The organism is Chromobacterium piscinae, assembly GCF_021129175.1.
GTDB classification, from domain to species: Bacteria; Pseudomonadota; Gammaproteobacteria; order Burkholderiales; family Chromobacteriaceae; genus Chromobacterium; species Chromobacterium piscinae.
This window is the reverse complement of record NZ_JAJOHV010000058.1, coordinates 167,771-189,593: the sequence shown is the minus strand read 5'-3', so window position 1 is coordinate 189,593 and position 21,823 is coordinate 167,771. Positions and strand designations below refer to the sequence as shown.

Below are 21,823 nucleotides of genomic sequence, written 5' to 3'. Positions count from 1 at the left end.
TGACTCCGGGCGGATCGCGCGAGTTCGGAAAACGCGGCATTATCGGCCTCCAGGCGCTCAAACACCTAAATCTTGACGTGAAAATATGTCATTGCTTAACAATGGCAGCCCCGCTGTGATATCCTGAAAAATTACTCTTCGGCAAACGTTTGTATTTATGAGCCAGCTTATCGGGAACATTTACATCGTGGTCGCGCCGTCCGGCGCCGGCAAGACTTCGCTGGTGGCGGCCTTGCTGCAGGCCGAGCCCAGCGTCGAGTTGTCGGTGTCCTACAGCACCCGCGCGGCGCGCAAGGGCGAGGTCGACGGCAAGCACTATCACTTCGTCGACCGCTCGGTGTTCGACGCCATGGTGGCGCGCGGCGACTTCCTCGAGCACGCCGAGGTGTATGGCAATTGCTATGGCACCAGCGCGCCGTGGATACGCAGCCGTCTGGAAGCCGGCCAGGATATCCTGCTGGAAATCGACTGGCAGGGCGCCGAACAAGTGCGCGCAGTGTTTCCCGACGCCATCGGCATCTTCATCGCTCCGCCGTCTATCGAAGAGCTGGAGCGTCGTCTGCGCGGCCGCGACACCGATACCGAAGAGGTGATTCTGCGCCGGCTGGCCTCGGCCCGCGCCGAGATCGACAAGATCGACGAATACGACTACATCGTGGTCAACGACGATTTCGAGCGCGCCAAGCTGGACCTGATCAGCATTGTCCGGGCGCAGCGCCTGAAGAGCGGCCCGCAGCGCCGCCGCCTGGCCGACATGTTCCGCCGCATGGGCACCGCCGGCGCGAAATGAAAATAGTTCCGTCCCGCTGTGCCGGACGGGACGAAAATCGATATAGTGAACCCTGTAACCGTCATTTAGCTGAGAGAGATCATGGCCCGTATTACCGTTGACGACTGCCTGGACCGCATCCAGAACCGTTTTGACCTGACCCTGGCCGCCGCCTACCGCGCCCGCCAAGTGGCCTCCGGCGCCAGCTCCTTCGTGGAGCCGGGCCGCCACAAGCCGACCGTGATCGCCCTGCGTGAAATCGCCGCCGGCCACGTCGGCAAAGAACTCCTGAACCGCGGCAAGGCCTGATTGACGCAGCGCGGAGCGTGAAGATGGGCACCGGCATTGAGACAGGCATCGACTACAACGCCCTGATCGAGTCCGAAGCGGCGGCGTTCCTGGAGAGCGCCGCGCGCTATCTCAAGCCGGAAGACGTCGAGATGCTCAGGCTGGCCTTCCAGGTCAGCCGCGAGGCGCACGAGGGGCAGACTCGCAAGAGCGGGGAGCCCTACATCACCCATCCGCTGGCGGTGGCCACCATGCTCACCGACTGGCGGCTGGACGTGCAGGGCCTGGCCGCCGCGCTGCTGCACGACGTGCTGGAAGACACCGGCGTCACCAAGCCGACGCTGATCGAGAAGTTCGGCAAGATCGTCGCCGATCTGGTGGACGGCCTGTCCAAGCTGGAAAGGCTGGAATACCAGACCAAGGAAGACGCCCAGGCCGAAAGCTTCCGCAAGATGGTGCTGGCGATGGCGCGCGACATCCGCGTGATCATCGTCAAGCTGGCTGACCGGCTGCACAATATGCGCACGCTGGATTCGATGCGCGAGGACAAGCGCCGCCGCATCGCGCTGGAAACCCTGGAAATCTACGCGCCGATCGCCAACCGCATCGGCCTGAACAAGGTCTACCGCGAACTGCAGGATCTGGCGTTCAAGCATCTGCACCCGCACCGCTACAGCGTATTGTCCAAGGCGGTGCGCGCGGCGCGCGGCAACCGCCGCGAAGTGGTCAACAAGATTCTGCTGGCCGTCAGCCAGCGGCTGGTGCAGAGCAATATCGAGGCCACGATCAAGGGCCGCGAGAAGAACCTCTACAGCATCTACAAGAAGATGCAGGAGAAGCACCTGTCCTTCTCCGAGGTGCTGGACATCTACGGCTTCCGCGTCGTCGTCAACGACATCCCGGCCTGCTATCTGGCGCTGGGCGCGCTGCACAGCCTGTACAAGCCGATTCCCGGCAAATTCAAGGATTACATCGCCATTCCCAAGGGCAATGGCTACCAAAGCCTGCACACCACGCTGTTCGGCCCTTACGGCACGCCGGTGGAGATGCAGATCCGCACCCGCGAGATGCACAACGTGGCCGAGGCCGGCGTGGCTTCGCACTGGATGTACAAGAGCGGCGAGGGCGTCAACACCGCGCAGCAGCGCACCCACCAGTGGCTGCAGAAGCTCTTGGACATGCAGGAGGAGAGCGACGACGCCGTCGAGTTCCTCGAGCACATCAAGATCGACCTGTTCCCGGACGAAGTCTACGTGTTCACGCCCAAGGGCAAGATCATGGTGCTGCCGCAGGGCTCCACCCCGGTGGACTTCGCCTACGCGGTGCATACCGACGTCGGCCACCGCTGCATCGCCGCGCGCGTCAATCACGCGCTGGTGCCGCTGCGCTCCGCCTTGCGCAACGGAGACACCGTCGAGATCATCACCTCCACCCAGGCCAAGCCGAATCCGTCGTGGCTGGCTTTCGTGCAGAGCGGCCGCGCCCGCTCCGGCATCCGCAACTATCTGAAGAGCCTGCAGCGCGAGGAGGCGGTGGCGCTGGGCGAGAAGCTGCTCAGGCAGGCGGTGGGCGCGCTGGCGTCGACGCCGCTGGCGGTCAGCGACGAGCTGCGCGCCGAGTATCTCGCCGCCTACGGCGAAAAGATGCACGGTTTCGACGACGCGCTGGCCGAGATCGGCGCCGGCAAGCTGCTGCCCATCGTGGTGGCGCGCCGGATGCTGGAGCTTGCCGGCGAGCGGCTGGGCGAGGGCGTGCGCGTCGGTCCGATCACCATCCGCGGCAACGAGGCCGGAATGGTGCAGCTGTCCAGCTGCTGCAATCCGCTGCCCGGTGACGACATCCTGGGCGTGATCACTAAGGGCCAGGGCCTGGTGATACACCGGGTCAGCTGTCCGAACGCGCGCCGCGCCGATCCGGACAAGCTGCTGGAGGTCAACTGGGAGGCGCAGCGCGACCGGATGTTCGGCGTCACCGTCGGCGTGCTGTCGCGCAACGAGCGCGGCGCGCTGGCCGACATCGCCACCGCGATCTCGCAGGCCTCGGCCAATATCGAGAGCGCCGACACCCAGGACAGCAGCCGCGACGGCGATAGCCTGTTCAATATCCACTTCCGCCTGCAGGTGGAGGGGGTGGAGCACCTGGAGCGCGTGCTCGCGGCCGTCCGCCAGCTGGCGGTGGTGCAGCGCGTGGAGAGAAAGTGAGCCAAATGAATCTACGCATCAACGGCGAAGACAGAAGCTTCGCCGGCATCGCCACGTTCGCCGAGCTGGTCGCCGCGCTGGATCTGGCCGGCAAGCGCATCGCCATCGAGCGCAACGGCGAGATCGTGCCCCGCGGCAGCTTCGCCGAGGCGAGGCTGGCCGACGGCGACGAACTGGAAATCGTGGTGGCGGTCGGCGGCGGCTGAGTCCGCTTTCCTGCCGTTCTGACGTCAATGGAAGAAAAGGGAATGCAGGTGGACGATAAACTGGTGATAGCCGGCCGAGAGTACGGTTCTCGCTTGCTGGTGGGGACCGGCAAATATAAGGATTTCGAGCAGACCGCGGCGGCGCTGGACGCCTCCGGCACCGAAATCGTCACCGCGGCGATACGGCGGGTGAACCTGGGTCAGAACGCTAACGAGCCGAATTTGCTGGACTTTTTGCCGCAAAACCGGTATAACCTCCTGCCCAACACGGCGGGATGCTATTCCGCCGAAGACGCCGTGCGCACCTTGCGGCTGGCACGGGAGCTTCTCGACGACCATCGTTTCGTGAAGCTGGAGGTGCTGGGGGACCCGAACAATCTGTACCCCAATGTGAAGGAAACCCTCAAGGCCGCCGAGGTGCTGGTGGCGGAGGGATTCGATGTCTTGGTTTATACCTCGGACGACCCCATCGTCGCGCGCGAGCTGGAGCAGATCGGCTGCTGCGCGATCATGCCGCTGGCCAGCCTGATCGGCTCCGGCATGGGGATCCTGAATCCGTGGAACCTGCAATTGATCATCGAGCAGTCCAATGTCCCCGTGATCGTGGATGCCGGCGTCGGCACCGCGTCCGACGCGGCGATAGCGATGGAATTGGGCTGCGACGGCGTGCTGATGAATACCGCGATTGCCGCTGCGCGCAATCCGGTTCAAATGGCGCACGCCATGAAATTGGCCGTGGAAGCTGGCCGAGCCGCCTATCTGGCCGGCCGGATGCCGAAACGTTTTTATAGTGCAGTGCCAAGTTCTCCTAGTGAGGGGGTGATTTCTTCCGTCAAGTCGTGATGTTCATGGCCCAGGCTGGCCGCGCCAAACCGCGCAAAACACCACAAGATGACCTGACGTTGTCGTTTCAGACTTTTACAAATGCAGTAACATTGCTAAAATGCTGTTTTTACAGGCGGCGGCTTTAGCCACGCCCTAAAGAAATCTAAGGACCCTTAAGTAAATGCCGACTATTCGCGTTAAAGAGAACGAACCGTTTGAAGTTGCCCTGCGTCGCTTCAAGCGCTCCGTGGAAAAAACTGGCCTGCTGACCGAACTGCGCGCTCGCGAGTTCTACGAGAAGCCGACCACCGAGCGCAAGCGCAAGCACGCTGCCGCGGTTAAGCGCCACTACAAGCGCATCCGCAGCCAAATGCTGCCGCCGAAACTCTACTAAGAGTTTTCCGGCATCAAGCAGGACCGCAGGCCATGCCTGCGGTTTTGCCATTTGTACTCCCGAATTTCCCCCGCTGCCCGCGCAGCGCCTGATTTCCAAGTGAGCACGACATGAGCCTCAGAGTTCGCATCACCGACGACATGAAGTCCGCCATGAAAGCCAAGGAAGCCGACAAGCTGGGCGCGATCCGCCTGCTGTTGGCCGCCGTCAAGCAGAAAGAGGTGGACGAGCGCATCGAACTGGACGACGCCGGCGTCATTGCCGTCGTCGACAAGATGATCAAGCAGCGTCGTGACTCCATCTCCCAGTATCAGGCTGCCCAGCGCCAGGATCTGGTCGACAAGGAACAGGCCGAGATGGACGTGCTGATGGGCTATATGCCGCAGCAGCTGTCCCAAGCCGAAATCGAGGCGCTGATCGCCAAGGCGGTGGCCGATACCGGCGCTGCCGGCATGCAGGACATGGGCAAGGTGATGGGCGCGCTACGTCCGCAATTGGCCGGCCGCGCCGACATGGCGCAGGTGTCCGCGCTGATCAAAGCCAAGCTGAGCGCCTGAGGCCGAGGCGGCAGGACTTGATTCCGCAGGATTTCATCGACCAGCTGCTGTCCCGCGTCGACATCGTCGACGTGGTGGACCGCTACGTTCCGCTGAAGCGGGGCGGGCAGAACTATATGGCCTGCTGCCCCTTTCACAAGGAAAAGTCGCCCTCATTTACGGTGAGTCCCAGCAAGCAGTTCTATCACTGCTTCGGCTGCGGCGCGCACGGTTCGGCCATCGGCTTCGTGATGGAGTATCAGGGCATCGGCTTCATCGACGCGGTCAAGATGCTGGCCGAGGGCATCGGCATGCAGGTGCCGAACGAGCGCAACGTCAATCCGGAGGCCAGCCGCAAGGCGCGCGAGAAGCAGGTGTCGTTGGAGCAGCTGATGCAGCAGGCCAGCGATTTCTACCGCCGCGAGCTGAAGGGCGCTGCCAATGCCGTCGCCTACTGCAAGGGGCGGGGGCTGTCCGGCGAAGTCGCCGCCCGCTTCGGCCTGGGCTACTCGCCGGATGGCTGGCAGAACCTGGAAGCCGCGGTCGACAACTACCAGGACGACAAGCTGGTGGAAGCCGGCCTGGTGATCGTGGCCGAGGACAGCGGGCGCCGCTACGACCGTTTCCGCGACCGGCTGATGTTTCCGATCCGCAACCAGCGCGGCGCCATCGTCGGCTTCGGCGGGCGGGTGCTGGGCAAGGGCGAGCCGAAGTACCTGAACTCGCCGGAAACGCCGCTGTTCGAGAAGGGCCGCGAGCTGTACGGCCTGTACGAGGGACGCCAGGCGATACGGGATAAGAACCGGGTTCTGGTGGTCGAAGGCTATATGGACGTGGTGGCGCTGGCGCAGTACGGCGTCGGCTACGCGGTGGCCACCTTGGGCACCGCCACCACCGGCGAGCACGTGCGCAAGCTGCTCAAGCACGCCGAGCAGGTGTATTTCTGCTTTGACGGCGACGCCGCCGGGCAGAAAGCCGCCTGGCGCGCGCTGGAGAACAGCCTGCCGCAGCTGGTGGATGGCAAGGCGCTGAACTTCCTGTTCCTGCCGACCGAGCACGATCCGGACAGCTATGTGCGCGAATTCGGCGCCGATGCGTTTGAGCAGTTATTGGTTCAGGAAAGCCTGCCGCTGTCGGTGTATTTCACCCGCGAGCTGTGCCGCGGCGTCAATCTCGGCACGCCGGAAGGCAAGGCTGATCTGATCCGCCAGGCATCGCCGCTGTTGGCCCAGATCGCCGCGCCGGCGTTGGGCTACATGATACGCAAGCGGCTGGCCGAAATGGCCGGCGTGGACGTCGACGAGCTGGACATGCTCACCGGAGGTGGCAAGCCGCAGCGGTCCGAGCGCGGCAGCCGCGGCGGAGGCAAGCGCGAGTACAGGCTGCCGGCGGAGTCGCAGCGGGTAGTCAATACCACCATGGTCAAGAAATTGATCAAGTGGCTGTTGATGAATCCGCAATGGGCGGGCGACGTCAAATTGCCGGACAGCCTGGCGCTGTCGGACGAGCTGGGCTGCTTCGCGATGCTGGCCGAGCGGGTGCTGGAGCATGGCGACGTGCCGAACACCGCGCAATTGATCGAAGGACTGCGCGGCACGCCGTACGAGGGTTTGATCGACGGCGTGCTGCAGCAGGCGATGCAGGATCCGGACGAGTTCGCCGACCCCAGCGACGATGACCGGCAGCTGTTCCAGGACGGCAATGTCAAGCTGCTCAAAATGCTGCATGCGGAGCAACTGGAACGGCTAAAACTGAAGGACCGGCACGAGGGACTGACTCCGGAGGAGAAGGTTCTGATGGGCCAGTTGTTGCGGGAAATGTTCTCGCCGTCGAACTAACGGGTTCGACGGAAAAGTTCAAGTGGTTGTGTTATAATCAACTGTTTTTTTCGGCTTTTTTTCAAGCAGGAAGCGAAATGGCGGCCTCTCCCGAAAACCAGAAAGATGTGCAGGACAGCCAAGAGGTGATGAGCCTGGAAGAGCAGCGGAAACGCTTGCGCCAGCTGATCGCCCTGGGCAAAGAGCGTGGGTATCTGACCTACGCCGAAATCAACGACCACCTGCCGGAAGACGTATCCGACGCCGAGCAGATCGAAAACATCGTCACGATGATCGCCGGTCTGGGCATTCAGGTATGCGAGGAAGCGCCTGACGCCGAAACCTTGCTGATGTCTGACGCCACCCCGTCGGTGGCGGATGAAGACGCCGTGGAGGAGGCCGAGGCGGCCTTGTCCTCGGTGGACTCCGAATTCGGCCGCACCACCGACCCGGTGCGCATGTACATGCGCGAGATGGGCTCGGTCGAGCTGTTGACCCGCGAGGGTGAGATCGAGATCGCCAAGCGCATCGAAGACGGTCTCAAGTACATGATCCAGGCCATCTCCGCCTGCCCCGGCACCATCGCCGAGGTGCTGGAGCTGATGGAGCGCGTGTCGCGCGATGAAATCCGCGTCGACGAAGTCGTGGACGGTTTCATCGACCTCAACGCCCCGACCGAAGACGAAGCCCAATTCGCCGAAGCCGAGGACAGTGACAATCTGCTGGACGAGGAAGAGGAAGAGGAAGAGGACGAGGAAGGCGAGGTCGACGCCGACGCTGACGCCGCGGCCAATTTGGAAGAACTGAAGCAGCACGCGCTGGAGCACTTCGCCGGCGTGCGCATGCTGTTCGACAAGATGGTCAAGGCGTTGAGCGCCAAGGGGCCGCAAAGCAAGGAATACCAGGAGCTGCAGGACGCGATCACCACCGAATTCATGTTGGTGCGCTTCGCCACCCGCCAGGTGGAAAGCCTCTGTGAGTCGCTGCGCGGCCGCGTCAACGAGATCCGCACTTACGAGCGCGACATCCAGGACATCTGCGTCAGCCGCGTGCGCATGGATCGCGCCCACTTCATCAAGGTGTTCCCGGGCAACGAGATCAACACCGATTGGGTGGAAAGCGAGATCGATTCCGGCAAGGCCTGGAGCGAGGCGCTGACCCGCTTCAAGCACGCGATCATCGAGAAGCAGACCCGTCTGTCCGATCTGCAGGACCGGGCGATGCTGTCGATCAAGGCGCTGAAGGAAATCAACCGCCAGATGTCGGCCGGCGAATCCAAGGCGCGTCGCGCCAAGAAGGAAATGATCGAGGCCAACTTGCGTCTGGTGATTTCCATCGCCAAGAAGTACACCAACCGCGGTCTGCAGTTCCTGGATCTGATCCAGGAAGGCAACATCGGCCTGATGAAGGCGGTGGACAAGTTCGAATACCGCCGCGGCTACAAGTTCTCGACATACGCCACCTGGTGGATTCGGCAGGCGATCACCCGTTCCATCGCGGACCAGGCGCGCACTATCCGCATTCCGGTGCACATGATCGAGACCATCAACAAGATGAATCGCATCTCGCGTCAGATCCTGCAGGAAAGCGGCCGCGAGCCTGATCCGGCGGAACTGGCCGAAAAGATGGAGATGCCGGAAGAGAAGATTCGCAAGATCATGAAGATTTCCAAGGAGCCCATCTCCATGGAAACCCCGATCGGCGACGACGACGATTCCCATCTCGGCGATTTCATCGAGGACCAGAACAACCTGGCCCCGTCCGACGCGGCGATGTATTCCAGCCTGAAGGACGCGACCAAGGAAGTGCTGGACACGCTGACGCCGCGTGAGGCCAAGGTTCTGCGCATGCGTTTTGGCATCGACATGAACACCGACCACACGCTGGAAGAAGTGGGCAAGCAGTTCGATGTGACCCGCGAGCGGATTCGCCAGATCGAGGCCAAGGCGCTGCGCAAGCTGCGTCACCCGACCCGTTCCGAGCGTCTGCGCAGCTTCTTGGATAGCGAGCCGGGCGGCCAATAAACGCATCGATTAAAATGCATAAATCCCCAAGCATCTTGAATAAAGGGCTTGGGGGTTTTTATTTTCTCCTGGTATAATCGCCAACTCTTCAGGGCCTCTAGCTCATGCTTGGTTAGAGCAGCGGACTCATAATCCGTTGGTGCGGGGTTCGACTCCCCGGGGGCCCACCAGACAATCAAGGGGTTGCGCGTAAGCGTAACCCCTTTTGCTTTGTCGACTTCAATAAAGCTTCAACGCGCGGTATGGCCAGCCAGCTTGTGGCTTTCGCTCAGATGGACGGGCGGGAGATAAGCGTAAAACATGTAGCTGATGAGGCTTTGGTGGATCAATGGATGCCTTTTGCCGTACCAGGATGTTTCTGCTGTTCATCACGAAGTGATTGCTAACGCTGTGGCAAAGGATATGGGCTCATTGTCTTGCCGGCAGCTAGGCTTGTCTGGTGAAGGCTTGAGTTACGTCTGGGAAACGCGTTCCATGAACTGGATGTTACAGAGAGCCAGCGCCGCCCTCCAATCTCAAACCAGCGTAATCCACTTTTGCCTGATATTCTTCAATGCCAAGTAGAGAGTCTCAACAATCGTGAACGAGTTCCGATTCTTGATTCGTTGACGAAAACTTCTGTTCACCGGTTCGATGGCATTGCTTGTGTAGATTCCCACCTTGATCTCCGGCGGGCTGTCAAAGAGTGGTGGCCACCTTGTCCGGCTGTGGTCAAGGAATAGGCACCCCTCATCCCATTCTGTCAGTATTCATTCCGCCACTGTTCGGTTTCAATTCTGGTGGAAGATTAATAGATGTGTTTTGGTCTGTCAGCTGCCTAGGGCGAGGATTTTCACAATAGGTGGTTCAGATTGTGCTTGCATCATGTGCGTGGTGCGAAACTGCACGGACTCCTTGAAGAAGATCGTCACGATAGCATACGGTAACCCTTTAGGTCGTGTGCGTAGGTCATGAAGTCGTTCTGAGCGCCATAGTGCGAATTTGGGCGCCAGGCGACGGGAGGCCAAATTCAGCTTCCTGTAGCTGGGCAATGATATCGCTAGGATTTCCTATCCACAGCCAGGATAACATCGTAGGCAAGATAGATCGCCTATATCCACACGCGTCTTCAGGTGACGCTTGCTGAGAATAGATCGGATCAAGGCTGCGTGGCTGCCAAGCCTTGAACTCTTTGGTGGCCCAAGCTGGTTGAGGTCACGATGGACTCGCTATGCAACGCGCCAATGGTCATCGCAATGCAATACATGCTGGATGTAGGCTGCGACGTGTTCTTTTCGTGCGGTCAGAGTACCGCTTGCAAGTCATGATTAGCATATAAAACACGCAACCAGGGTAGCGTGACCTTCCTCTACGCCAGAAAACCATGAAATTTTGCATATTTTCAAGCGATATGCGCTTCGGCATAATGCAATTTGCATACTGCGTTTAGTCCTTTCTCGGAATGATTGGCACGTACGATGGAGAGCAAACCTAATGGGGCGCTGTCGGGTAATTTCGAATTAAATTATTACGATTTTGCCTTTTTGCCGCACTCGTCAGAATTGATTCTATGCATGCTCCATACCTTACAACAATATTCACTCTTTGAAGTTGGTTGGCATGCCTCAGAGAGCATCTGCAGGAAATATCCAAAAGTGGAAATTATCAGAACAAATAGTTTGCAAAAGGATCATCCTTGCCATGGAAAGTAAAAGATTAGATTGTTCGAGAAGTAAATTATTTAAACCCTCTTGGGTAGAAAAAAAATTTGATACGGAAAAAAAAGGTCATTTCCGTCCGGATTGTGTTGTTAGATTCGCGTTAGATTCGCGTTACCAAAACGCGCTGGTGCTAAATCATTTTAATGAGATTTCATGTCCTATTATTGAGCTTAAGAATCAATCATCATTCAATAAAATTCTTGAATTATGCAGACAATCAGCTAACCCACATATTGTTTTTATCAGCGAATCAGGGTGGCCAAATCCATACTATGAAGAAGAGCACGGTATTTTTTTACAATGGCTGCAATCACTGAATAATCTGCTCAAATTTAAAATTTCAGTAGTAATTGTGAATGCTATGCACGGGCCAAATGGCTGCGCTGTTACAAACCCGCTTGATGCAGTCTATCTTGGTTTGGTGAAAGTATTTGCGAAAGAAAACCCAAATGTACATGTTAACAACTGCGTCGTTAACAGCGTAACGCATGGTGTGCTATCACGTTTAGACGAGCTCGAGAAATTCACAAATCAACTATCCCCTGTATTCCTTACGCAAGAAAGTTATGCTTTTATTGAGCTCGAGTCGATTGAAGTTACATCACATGTCAATCCTGTCGGATTCAAAAATAAAGGATGCTATCTCATTATAGGTGGTCATAATGGTCTGGATATTTTGTTGGCAAAATATTTGTGTCAAAACTATCAGGCAGAGATCATCTTGATTAACAGTTCTTCGATGGAAGAACAAGATGAGAGATGCGGCGGAGCGCAGATTAGACGTGAATATGGAGATTTAACTGCAGAAAATACCCTAAAAAACATAATAGAAAAATATCCTAACATCAATGGCATCATACATGCCGATTTTGCAATTGATCATTCTCCAATAATTGCGACGTCGCAAAAAAAACTAATCGATGTATTGACGCCACAAGTTAAAAGTACAATTAATTTAATGAAGGCGTTAGTCAACAAATCGCTTGATTTTATACTGTTTTTCTCTGCTATTCAATCATTTGTCACTAATTTAGGTCAAGCTAATTATACTGCTGCCTGTTTAGCTAGAGAGGCTATTGCAAATCTGATAAAGAATACTCTTGGGATCAAAGTAAGAATTATTAATTGGGGGAATTTAGGTGATCGTGGCATAGAAAGTCGTTTTTATCGTGACTTGATGGAATATAAGGGGATCAGAGAAATTCCGTCAGAAGAAATATTGAGTGTTATTGAACAATCTTTGCAGAAAGAATTAGATCAAGTTGTTGTGTTAAAAGCAACGGACAATGCCTTGTGCCGTATGGGGGTCATTAAAAAAGAAGAGATTGCAAATAATTTTGAAAAAAGTAGGTTGTTACCTGAGTTTGATTTCACTCAAGATCATATTTTGTATGCGAAGGGGATGATGGACTCCCTGGCAAATTACGCCAGAAATAAATTCTATCAGGTACAAACCACGTCTACAGCCCCACAAAAATATGGGAAGTTATGTGAAGCTTTGGCACATATTGAATACTCCCCATCACCAGCAAGGGCAGATTTGATTGATAGCTATCCGGAAATAGTAGGATATTTGAAATTAATGGATGCATGTATCGACAATTTGCCTTCCATTCTTTGCGATGAAATTAGTCCCCTTTCTATCATGTTTCCTGATGGAAGCTTTGAGTTAGTAGAGCCTACATATCGTAACAATCCAGTTTCAGATTATTATAACCAGCGTGTCGCGGAAGCTGTTGAAACTTATGTCAATAAGTATGCAAAAGATGGCAGGGTAGTGCGGATATTGGAGATTGGGGCAGGCACTGGTAGTACCAGTGAGAAGGTCTTACCCAAATTATTCGGCAAGTCGGTGCATTATATCTATACCGACATTTCCTTTGCCTTTCTAAATAAAGCTAAAGAAGAATTTTCAAATTACGATTTTATAGAATATAGAATTTTTAACGCAGAAAACCCTGAGGAAATTCAACCTGTCGATATAGTTTTAGCTACCAATGTTATCCATGCGACACAAAACGTGCAGCAAAGTATCAATAATATTTTCATGTTGCTTAAAAATAATGGGCTGTTGATTTTGAATGAAATGACAGAAAGATATGATTATGCAACGTTAACTTTTGGATTAACTGATGGATGGTGGCTGGGTGAAGAGAATTTCCGAATACCTTATAGCCCATTACTCAGCTTAGAGGCTTGGGAAATGGTGCTACATCAAGCCGGATTTAGTGAATTCTATAATCACGGCGGATATGGTCAACACATAATAGAGGCGCATAAAGGGTTTAGTAATGACTAACGAATTAGTGGAAATTCTTCTTAAGCGTTCAAAAGAGGCCCCAAATTTTGTCGCTTATAAAATGCTGAATGATCGTGGTGAGCAAATCGATAAAATAACTAATGTAAATCTTCTAAACAAAGCATCACTCATTGCATCAGAGATTCAATATCAAGTTCCAGAAACTGGCAATATAATTTTGCTATTTCAAAATAATAGTGATTTTATACATGCGCTGTTTGGCGTTCTTTATAGCAATACCGTAGCGGTTCCATTGCCAGCACCAAGTGAATTTTCAAAAGCTGAATATATTGGAGGTTTGTTGGCGGTCGCTAGAGACACAAATACCAATACGATATTAACAACACAGAAAATTTTAGATCAAATCAATAACCTAGCAGAAAATCATTTTGATTTGACTTCTATTAGATTCGTTGTTTATGAAAATATAAGTAGTAAAGAGCACAGTACGGCAGCGCAAAAAATAACTGAGGAAAAAAATAATACGGCGCTGATCATGCGCACGTCAGAATCGTCGCGATATATTCCGCATAGTCATGCAGACCTGATATATCACTCCAAAGAAATCCAAAATACTTTTGAACTATCAAAAGATAGTCGTGCATTAAACTGGGCCCCTTATCATCATTACATGGGGCTATTCTATGGAATATTGCAGCCTTTTTATTCTGGCATTACGTCCTATGTGTATTCCAACACGGGAGTTATTTTTTCCCCATCTGCTTGGCTCGCTGCCATTTCAAGATATGGCATCACATTCGCTGGTGGGCCAACATTTTTTTATGACATGTGTGGAACGCTTTTACCAGAAGAGCTTCCAGAAGATCTGGACTTGTCGACTTGGTCAGTCGCCTATGTTGGAGCGGAAGTTTTAAAACGTGAAGTAATTAATAATTTTAGTATTAAATATCAGCATTATGGATTTTGTATGCAATCTTTCTATCCTTGTTTTGGGATGGCTGAGATTCCGTTAATCAGTGCAAGTAGACTTGATCATTTTTATGACTCATCAGCTATTACAAGTAGCGGGAAAATATTAAGTCGAAATGATGTCAAAGTAATCGATATAGCTTCAAATAGGGTGTGCAAAGATGGCGAGATAGGTGAAGTACAAATCTATATAAAAAATGAGGTAAATAAAGAAATTATCAAAACAAATGACCTAGGCTATAAGAAGTTTGATCAGCTTTATATTTTAAATAGAATAGAAAATAAAGATTTACGTAAAAATATAAATGATAAATGTGTATCGGAAAAGGAAGATGATCCTATTGCTGTTATTGGCCTGGCAGGTCTATTTCCTCAATCAGACAATTGTGAAGAATTTTGGAATAATCTTGAGCAAGGCCGAGATCTGATTTCCGAGATACCTGGAAGCAGATGGGATTGGAAGGAAATTTACGGTGACCCAGATAATAAAAATAGAAAAACAAATATAAAATGGGGCGGGTTCATAAATGATGTCGAAACATTTGATGCTTCTTTTTTTAATATATCACCAAAAGAAGCCCAGCTTATGGATCCGATGCAAAGGAAACTGATCCAGGTTGTTTGGCAAGCTGTTGAAGACGCTGGATATCGAATGCGAGATTTATCAGGGCAGAAAGTAGGAGTCATAGTTGGTATTGGAACATTTGATTACCTGCAATTAGTTTTGGAAAATGATCAATTTACTCATGCATATGCTGCGACAGGAACTGTGCATTGCATGGCGTCCAACCGTATTTCCTATCTATTTAATTTCAAAGGACCTAGTGAATCTGTTGATACAGCTTGCTCATCCTCGCTTGTTGCTCTGCATCGCGCAGCGGGCTTGATAAGAAACAATGAGTGTGAAATTGCGATTGTTTGTGGCGCGAATTTATTATTGAGCTCAAGCATTTATGTGGCGTTATCAAATGCCAATATGCTTAGTCCATCAGGACAGTGCAAGACTTTTGATGAGTCCGCTGATGGTTATGTTAGAGGGGAAGGCATTGCAGCGATTGTTCTTAAAAAGTTGAGCTCTTCCATTTCGGATAAAGATCATGTTTATGGGTTAATAAAAGGGATTGCGGTTAATCATGGCGGCCATACTAATTCATTAACAGCGCCAAATCCTTTCGCTCAGGCGGAGGTTATTGAAGATGCTGTGAAGATGGCAAAAATATGTCCTAAAACGATAAGTTATGTGGAGACCCACGGTACTGGCACCTCTTTAGGGGATCCGATTGAAATAAATGGGCTTGTCTCAGCTTTTAAAACTTTAAGCAATCGTTCAAATATAGAAACAAGGCCGTACTGTGCTTTAGGATCTGTGAAAACAAATATTGGCCATTTGGAAGCTGCTGCGGGGCTTGCAGGAGTGATCAAGGTTTTATTGTCAATGCAGCATAAGAAAATTCCAGCACATTTACATCTATCAAAGCAGAATAAAAATATTTTTTTAGAAGAAAGTCCATTTTATCTGATTGGAAATACTACCGAGTGGGAAGCGCTTAAAGATCAAATGGGGGAGGATATTCCTAGGCGTGCAGGTGTTAGTTCCTTTGGATTTGGTGGTGTGAATGCACACGTTGTACTTGAGGAGTACGATGCAATTCATAGTGATGATCATATAGTGTCAGGTCCGAATATTTTTATTTTTTCAGCAAAAACAGAAAATGCATTGAGAAGTTATATAGATTACTATCGCGGCTTCCTATCTAAGCAAGACACAAAATTTAATTTGAATGATATGGCATATACCTTACAAACTGCTAGGGAGCCATTCGATTATAGATTAGCCGTAATTAGTAGTGAAAAGAATGATTTGATAGAGAGTTTATCTAGTTTTCTACGCGATGACATAAGTACAGACAAGCAAAAAAAAGTCAGTATATATTTTAATCAAGTGAAGAGTGAGTTATCGAATATTATATTTGGCTTTGATAGAAAAGGAATGTTAGATTTAGAAAAGCATTACTTAAATAATAATGATCTGTATCACCTGGCTCAGCTTTGGATTTTAGGCGCTGATGTAGAGTGGCGCGAATTATATAATAGAAATAGTCAAGCCAAAAAAGTATCTCTACCTAGCTACCCATTTGAAAAAGCATATCATTGGATAAATAAGATAGAACAAAAAGAATCTGCCGGCACTGAAAATTTAATACGAGATACCTATGATATAAATTGGTATGAAATGCCGCTTGTGGAAGGTGAGCTGATAAAGGATAAGGCGTATCTTTTGTTTTGCGATAATCAGGGCGTTGGTCAAGAATTTTATGATCTTCTTCGTAAAAAAAATATTCAGACATATAAAGTCAATTACAAAGGTACAGATGATCACTGTGACGATACTTATATTGTTACACCAGGGGATAAAAATAGCTATCTGAAGGCACTCCACGATATTGTTGCAAAGACGAAAAATAAAGCGCTATGTGTCATCAATTTTTGGCCTCTTGATATTAAAACTGATCCAGCAATCCCATCCTTAACTTCACTTTCGACAGATTACCGCTTTGCATGTCAGACAGCGTTGGAGCAACTTCAGTCGCTGGTAGCGGTACAACAAGAAATCAAATTATATCTCTGGACTATTTGTGCAAATGTTCAAAAAATTGCAACGGGAAAAGTAAATTTACATTGTGCACCTTTATGGGGCATGGCAAAGACGCTGCTAGTTGAGCATCCGTTTATATTTCGATCCATTATAGATGTTGATATTAGTGAGCGGTTAAATTTAAATCAACTCTATAAAGAAACAAGTAGTCTGTCGGAAGAGGGTGAAATTGTATATAGAAAAAATATCCGTTATGTTCCCCGCCTTACCCCAAGTAAAGTTGAACCTAAAAAACCGATAGAAATCAATCCAAACGGTGTATATCTCATTACAGGTGGTTTGGGTAGTTTGGGTTTATTGGTAGCTGAATGGCTTTCATCATTTAAGGTTAAGAAAATATTATTACTTAGCCGACGAGGAGTGGAGCAAGATGCACAGCGTGAAGCTATCAAGTTGATTGAAGGTCGGGGGACAACGGTTGAAACTATTCGAGCAGATGTGAGTAGCTTGGATCAAATGCGGGCCGTTAAAAACTCTTACATTAAGGGAAATGAATTAAGCGGTGTATTTCACTTGGCGGGATCATATAAAGAGTGTCTATTGCAAGATATGACATTTGATGAATTTTATAATGTTACGTCGATGAAAGTTGAGGGTACATGGGTACTGAATGAGGTGTTCAAGGTATGCCAATTGGATTGGTTTGTTATGTTCTCTTCATGCGCATCGGTTTGGGGGGCGGCGACTGGTGGCCACTACAGTGCAGCAAACTACTTTTTGGATGCTTATGCAGATTATGGCGAGATATATAACTTCCCAGCTATAAGCATTAGCTGGGGAGGGATGTGGAAAGACAGCGGAATTATTCCCGAGAATAAAGTTAGTTATTTCGGGTCCATTGGTATTAAAGAAACGTCACCAAAAGTGGGGCTGCAACAGCTAGAATCCATTTTGGCATCCTTTGACAGGAAAAAAGTTGTAGCGCCTGTGGAGTGGCCGTTATTTCTAGAGGTGATGAATACCAACAGGAAAGTAACACTGCTTGAAAAGCTTGGAATTTCGCCTGATGTTATAGAGATAAAAGCAAGTAGTGACAATCAATTTCCAGAAAAGCTATCTACTTATCTATCGAATGATGAAAAATACTTGTTCATTCTTGATGAGCTGAAATCTATCTTCGTCGAGATTCTGAGTATCTCACATAAAGACAGCATAGACGATAACACAGGTTTCTTTGATTTGGGCATGGACTCTCTGACTTCTATTGATTTTAGAAATAAGATCAAAAAAATTGTCGGTGTCAAGGTTACGACGACGGCATTGTTTGATTACAATACGTTAAGACTCCTCACAAATCATTTATTAATAGATCATTTCAAAATAGATATTTCAAATAATACAGCAGCACAAGAAAGCTCAAAAACTCATAATTTATCGGAATTTGATAATGTTGAGAAAGATGAATTATTAAATCTTTTAAAGTCCGAAATGGACAATATCACAGGTGAATGATCATGAGCACTATTCTGTCAAAAGATGAAAATGAGCTGTTGAAGAAATCTATTTTTGAAATTAGAAATTTAAAAAAAGAAATTACAGACTTAAAAACAAAGCAGATTGAACCAATAGCAATAGTTGGGATGAGTTGTGAGCTCCCCGGGAATGTGTCTAGCCCTGATGATTTTTGGAAATTCATTTCAGAAAAAGGTGATGGAATCAGAAGGCCAATTGAAAAAAGATGGAATCTGACAAATGTAAAAAATATAGATTATCGTGAGGTTTATTTTAATGGAGGATTTATTAGCTATGACATTTCTGAGTTTGATCCACTTTACTTTGGAATTCCTCCAAAAGAAGCAAATTATATGGATCCCCAGCATCGCCTTTTCTTAGAAAATAGTTGGAAGGCGTTGATAGATGCAGGGATCGACCCAAAAAATGTAAGCGGTAGCAATACAGGGGTTTTTTGTGGGATAACAAATAATGAATACCTGCAGCTAATGCTAAATGAGTTGTCGGAAGAAGAGTTTAATCCATATATCACTTCTGGAAATTGCCTAAATTTTTCAGCTGGGCGGGTTTCTTACATCTTGGGATTGAATGGCCCATCACTTGCGATTGACACGGCATGCTCCTCCTCTTTGGTTGCTGTTCATACCGCGGTACAAAGTTTGAGAACAAATAAGTGTGGCATGGCAATTGCTGGCGGCGTTAGTTTAATGTTATCGCCGCAGACCTTTTTGCTACTGAAAAATGGAAACATGCTCTCTGCTGAGGGGCGATGCAAGACCTTCGATGAAAGTGCGGATGGCTATGCTCGAGGGGAAGGCTGCGGCGTGGTAATTCTCAAGCGTTTGAGTGATGCTATCGCGGCCGGAGATAGGATATATGCCACAATTAAAAATACTGCTGTCCAGCATGATGGAAAGAAGAGTGGATTAACGGTTCCTATTTCTTCTTCCCAAAAAGTGTTGTTGAAAGAAGCCATATCCGAAGTCAATATTGAAGCAAAAAATATTACCTATAGCGAAGCTCACGGTACTGGCACATTATTGGGTGATCCGGTTGAACTTGAAGCTCTTCATGCTGTATATGGGCAGGGACGCTCAGTAGGACAACCATTGTACATCAGCTCTATTAAGTCCAATTTTGGGCATTTGGAATCTGCCGCGGGTATTGCAAGTCTGATTAAAGTTGCGTTGTCAATTTATCATAAAAAAATTCCTCCTCATTTTTCTATTGATAAGTTGAATAGCAATTTTGATTGGGAAAATAGTCAATTGAAAGTAGCAACCGATTGTTTAGATTGGCCGAAAAATAGTGAGAAATTGGCTACAGTAAGCTCATTTGGTGCCAGTGGCACAAATGCGCATGCAATTTTGGGGGCTAATGATGAGCCAATAAGCCAAGACTTTATCAATAGATTAGCAATGATTGATTACCCAAAATTTAAAAAACAACACTGCTGGTACAAATCATCTTCTATAAGTGAGAAAGTTGACACATCCAATGTTGTTAAAAAAATAAATAAGATAAATGTTGCTCCTTCAATTAATAAAGCAACCTACTTAGTTTCAGTGGATATAGATTCAGTTCCGACTATTAGGGAACACCGAATATTCGACTCTATTGTTCTTACTGGATCCATCGCACTAGATATTGCATTGACAGTTACAAAGGAGCTAGTTGGAAGGGAAAATTTAAAGACATTTTCATTTAGCAATGTTGTGTTTTTAAAACCGATTGTCGTCAGCTCTAATTTGATTAATTTCAAGGTAACATTTGAAGAACTTGATTTTGTTAATCAAGATAAATCCTACCGGATACAAATGTTTGAGCAAAATGAAGAAGGTTATTTTGATGATGTAATGTATTCAAGCATAGATATCCAATTTTTAAAAACAGATCCAGTTGAGATTGATGAGTCGTTTGTTGGCAATGCTATAGATAGCACTAATGAAGAACTAGTCGCCAGTGACTTCTACAGTGAATTCTGGAGTGGTAAATTCAGTATTGGAAAACCATTTCATATATTCGATAAAGTTTGGCGAAATGATGGAGTCATCGCTGTAGGCTTATGTCGGCCCAAAGATTTTATAACAAGAACTAATGCCTATGGGCTAGATCCTGAATCTTTGATCGCGTATCTAATTGGCTTGTTATTTAAATCAGCATTGCCACGTGATCAAATTCATGATTTAAGTTTAGAAAATAAGATATTCATTGGAGCTGGATATGATTTTGGTATGTTTTTGGATAGTTTGCTGCAGGAAGAATTATATGCCGTCGCTGAAATAAAAAAGTTTGAAGAGAGTAATTTACAATATAACGGCGACTTAACTATGGTTAGTCCGAGTGGACGCATTGTATGCAAAATGACAAATATCGCATTCCACGCCATTAGTAAAACTGAAATGCCACAAGGTGCTATACCAAAAGAAAAAGATGTAACAAAGGAATATTCCGCGAGTAGATTAAACGGCCATCCATTTTTGGGTGAAAAATATTCAAAAATTAAAGATTTGGTTGTTGCTACAGAAATAGAACGAGATACATACCCACTAATTGGGGATCATCTCACATTTAATTATGCTTTACTGCCCGCAATTGGATATATCAATCTTGCCTCGCAGGCAATTAGAAAAGTAAATCCAAAATATAAATTTACCAAACTTGAAAATCTAGAAATCACACAACCACTAATGTTGCATAAAGGAGATCGTTATGAGTTAAGAAGTTCGATCAGTAAATCATCACCCAATGATTATTCGTATGGTATTTATGCTTACTCATGTAAGAAAAACATCCTTAATAAAGAATGGTCACTAAGTTGCAAAGGTGATTTTACAGATGCGAAGCAGATATCGGATGAAAAGAGTGTTTTTAGTAAAGATTCTTTGTCAACTTTCGAAAAACAATATGATACGAAAGAATTCTTTAAATTATTTTGGGGTGATAACTTCTTTTTAGGAGACAGTTATCACTTTGTTCAAACTGTATGGAGAAAGCCGTATGAAGTGGTTGGTGTAATCAAACACTTTGAGAAATACAAAGAAAAAACGGGCATAACGGACCTATCAGGTGGTTTCTTGCAAGTCTATATGTCTTTACCGCTGGCTATGGCAGTGGTTCCCGATGATTATTTGGACAAAGTACAAAGAGCAGAAGCAACTTGTATTGCTAAGTCTGCTGAACGTTTTATTATTTATGATGACAATGGTTTAGATCAATATAACGAATTATGGGCGCATGGTGTATTGGTTAATAAAGATAAACTCGATGATAATTGGGTCACTGATTTCAAGTTTTATAACGAACGAGGGGATTTAGTTGCAAAAATTGATGGCGCTAAATTTCACATAATGAAAAAAGAAGCGCTTGAAATTTTAAAAGAGTCAATGGACCAGACTGAAATAAAAACGCCTGATAAAAAAATTGAAGTTTTACCATTTCTCAAGAAGGAAATCGGGGAAATATTAGGTATCAGTGTTGAACAGCTGACTGATGATATCAATCTTGGTGGCCTAATGGATTCTATTATGACATTAAAACTGAGGTCGAAAATAGAGAAAAATTTAGCAATACTTTTGCCACTAAACAATTTTGCTAATATCAAGTCAATTAACGAACTTGCTTATGAGATTACCACTCGCTCAAATGGCTTGCTAGAGTGATTATGCTGTTTGTAAAAAGGTTGCTAGGTACAGCTGTATACCAGATGTTATAGATATCAAATAA

General features: G+C 48.5%; 12 protein-coding genes and 1 tRNA gene. All 13 read left to right on the top strand.

Translation table 11 applies throughout. The features are described 5' to 3' along the window. Nucleotides 1-157 precede the first annotated feature (157 nt). The 13 genes from gmk to LQR33_RS15580 all read left to right on the top strand — a co-directional run bounded on the left by gmk (nucleotide 158) and on the right by LQR33_RS15580 (nucleotide 21,759). On the top strand, nucleotides 158-790 hold the full coding sequence (gene gmk / locus LQR33_RS15640) for a guanylate kinase (RefSeq protein ID WP_166439720.1): 633 nt from the start codon (nucleotides 158-160) through the stop codon (nucleotides 788-790). A gap of 81 nt (nucleotides 791-871) precedes the next feature. Beyond that, nucleotides 872-1,078 (top strand): DNA-directed RNA polymerase subunit omega, encoded by a 207-nt coding sequence (gene rpoZ, locus LQR33_RS15635; RefSeq protein ID WP_021478754.1) that lies wholly within the window; start codon nucleotides 872-874, stop codon nucleotides 1,076-1,078. A 23-nt stretch (nucleotides 1,079-1,101) separates the two neighbouring features. Further along, nucleotides 1,102-3,258 (top strand): RelA/SpoT family protein, encoded by a 2,157-nt coding sequence (locus tag LQR33_RS15630; RefSeq protein WP_166439719.1) that lies wholly within the window; start codon nucleotides 1,102-1,104, stop codon nucleotides 3,256-3,258. Between the two features lie 5 nt (nucleotides 3,259-3,263). Beyond that, nucleotides 3,264-3,464, top strand: coding sequence for a sulfur carrier protein ThiS (gene thiS, locus LQR33_RS15625; protein WP_021478756.1), 201 nt, complete (start codon nucleotides 3,264-3,266; stop codon nucleotides 3,462-3,464). 42 nt (nucleotides 3,465-3,506) lie between these two features. After that, entirely contained in the window at nucleotides 3,507-4,307 is an 801-nt protein-coding gene (locus LQR33_RS15620) for a thiazole synthase (protein WP_046155547.1), read from the top strand. 163 nt (nucleotides 4,308-4,470) lie between these two features. Continuing rightward, nucleotides 4,471-4,683, top strand: a complete 213-nt coding sequence (rpsU, locus tag LQR33_RS15615; protein WP_021478758.1) for a 30S ribosomal protein S21 — start codon at nucleotides 4,471-4,473, stop codon at nucleotides 4,681-4,683. 110 nt (nucleotides 4,684-4,793) lie between these two features. Continuing rightward, entirely contained in the window at nucleotides 4,794-5,240 is a 447-nt protein-coding gene (locus LQR33_RS15610; RefSeq protein ID WP_021478759.1) for a GatB/YqeY domain-containing protein, read from the top strand. 17 nt (nucleotides 5,241-5,257) lie between these two features. Beyond that, nucleotides 5,258-7,057 (top strand): DNA primase, encoded by a 1,800-nt coding sequence (gene dnaG, locus LQR33_RS15605; RefSeq protein ID WP_231469626.1) that lies wholly within the window; start codon nucleotides 5,258-5,260, stop codon nucleotides 7,055-7,057. 77 nt (nucleotides 7,058-7,134) lie between these two features. Next, nucleotides 7,135-9,060: an RNA polymerase sigma factor RpoD gene (gene rpoD / locus LQR33_RS15600; protein WP_231469624.1), complete on the top strand. Its 1,926-nt coding sequence runs from the start codon at nucleotides 7,135-7,137 to the stop codon at nucleotides 9,058-9,060. A gap of 91 nt (nucleotides 9,061-9,151) precedes the next feature. After that, nucleotides 9,152-9,230, top strand: a tRNA-Ile gene (locus tag LQR33_RS15595). Between the two features lie 1,429 nt (nucleotides 9,231-10,659). Further along, on the top strand, nucleotides 10,660-13,059 hold the full coding sequence (locus tag LQR33_RS15590) for a KR domain-containing protein (protein ID WP_231469622.1): 2,400 nt from the start codon (nucleotides 10,660-10,662) through the stop codon (nucleotides 13,057-13,059). Then, nucleotides 13,052-18,097: a beta-ketoacyl synthase N-terminal-like domain-containing protein gene (locus tag LQR33_RS15585; RefSeq protein ID WP_231469620.1), complete on the top strand. Its 5,046-nt coding sequence runs from the start codon at nucleotides 13,052-13,054 to the stop codon at nucleotides 18,095-18,097. Before LQR33_RS15590 ends, LQR33_RS15585 begins: the two co-directional genes overlap by 8 nt. A gap of 2 nt (nucleotides 18,098-18,099) precedes the next feature. Next, nucleotides 18,100-21,759: a type I polyketide synthase gene (locus LQR33_RS15580; protein WP_231469618.1), complete on the top strand. Its 3,660-nt coding sequence runs from the start codon at nucleotides 18,100-18,102 to the stop codon at nucleotides 21,757-21,759. Nucleotides 21,760-21,823: the final 64 nt, after the last annotated feature.